The sequence below is a fragment of the Stenotrophomonas sp. P5_B8 genome (assembly GCF_054049855.1).
Genome location: NZ_JBFULO010000626.1, coordinates 1 through 1,646 on the forward strand (window position 1 = coordinate 1; position 1,646 = coordinate 1,646).

General features: G+C 63.1%; 3 protein-coding genes. All 3 read left to right on the top strand.

The genetic code is table 11. The features are described from left to right. Positions 1 to 544 (top strand): MipA/OmpV family protein (locus tag ACXJKH_RS20115; protein ID WP_457322011.1); only part of this gene is annotated, 544 nt, incomplete at its 5' end. Positions 545 to 570: 26 nt separating this feature from the next. Next, positions 571 to 1,287 carry a response regulator transcription factor gene (locus tag ACXJKH_RS20120; RefSeq protein WP_457322013.1) on the top strand — a complete coding sequence of 239 codons (717 nt, stop codon included), beginning with the start codon at positions 571 to 573 and terminating at the stop codon, positions 1,285 to 1,287. A 16-nt stretch (positions 1,288 to 1,303) separates the two neighbouring features. Next, on the top strand, positions 1,304 to 1,646 hold a 343-nt coding region (locus tag ACXJKH_RS20125), incomplete at its 3' end, for a hypothetical protein (protein WP_457322015.1).

A 1,646-nucleotide genomic window follows, 5' to 3' on the forward strand; every position in this document is an offset into this window, starting at 1 on the left:
CTCCTTGGATGCGGTCCTTTCTGGACGCTTCGACGGGTTTGACATCAAGGACCTTTCCCGCGCCGGCCTAGCCCGCAATGGCCTGGACGCTACTGCCTTGGAGGACCGCGATGACGGGCTCGACGCCGGCGTGGCCGCCAGCTGGCGAGGGCGGGCCGGGGAGCTGAAGGTCAGCGCCTTGGCCGACGTAACCGACACCAGTGGGGGTTACGAGCTTGCTGTGGACTACGGCTATGCCCTGCAATGGGGGCGCACCACGGTCGTGCCTGGTGCCGGGGTTCGATGGATGTCCAAGGATCTGGTCAACTACTACTACGGGACCCTGGACGAAGAAATCAGTCGGGGCGTGGCAAGCTACCAGCCCGGCTCAGCGCTGGTTCCCCAAGTCAGCGTGGGCTTCTCCCGCCCATTGGGGGGCAAATGGCGGGTGCTCGGCGGCGTGGACTACAAGTTCCTGCCGAACGAACTGGTGGACAGCCCCCTTTTGGAGCCCGACTCGAACGGGTCCGCCGGGGTGCGCTGTGGAATATCCCGGAGCTTCTGATCGTTCATACTAAAACCTGAGCCCCCATGGTCCCCTCCGTGCCCGCCCCGGCCGTTTCCAATCGAATTGCCTTGGTTGAGGATCATCCACGCTTGGCCAGCTTGGTCGAGCGTGGACTGGGGGCTGCAGGCATCGCCGTGGACACGTTCGCCACCTTGGAGGCCGCCTGGCACGGGCTGCTGCGCCTTCCTTACGCGCTGGCCATCGTAGATCGCGGGTTACCCGATGGCGACGGCTTGACCCTGATCCGAAGGTTGCGCGCGGCGGACAATCAGCTCCCGTGCCTGATGCTGACCGCCAAGGACGCGCTGCATGATCGCGTGGCCGGGCTGGACGCGGGGGCCGACGACTACCTGCCCAAGCCCTTTGCCATAGAAGAACTCACAGCGCGCGTGCGAGCGCTGATGCGACGGCCCGCAGAGTTCCGCGAGCTTCATCTCAGCTACCACGGTCTTCAGATCCTGCCCGAACTCAGCTGCATGCGACACCAGCAAGAGCAGATCAGTCTGGCACCGGCAGAGCTGCAACTCATCATCCTGATGGTGAGGGCCGCCGGCCAAGTGGTCCGCCGCACCGCACTGGAGGCTGCCGCTTGGGGCGTTTCAGACGCTGTCACCCCCAATGCCTWGGACGTCGCTTTGCACCGCCTACGGAAAAAGCTTGCTGCGATTGACGCCCCGCTTGCCCTCATCAACGTGCGCAATTTGGGCTTCTCTCTCCTCCCCTCCGATGCTGCCGCGTAGCCTGACCGCGCGCTTGATGATCGGCACCATGCTGGCGGTGCTGGTCGCCGCAGTGGCTGCCATCTTGGTCATGCTCGCCATGACCTCTCCTAAGCTGCCTGAGCRCTTACTTCGCACGGAACTGCAAGAGGAGCTTGATCACCTGATCGAAGGAATAAGAAGAGATGCGAAAGGGAAGTTCTTCGTCGACTTGAAGCCACAGAACGTCAACGCTTACGACGCCATGACCAAGGACTCTGCCTATTGCATCGTCGATAGTGCCGGAAACACTGTCCTCCAAAGCTCGCCCGGCCCGGCCTTGGATGCCCTGACAGCGCTGCCCACAGGCTCTGAATCGATGATGGTGCCGTGCAATGGGA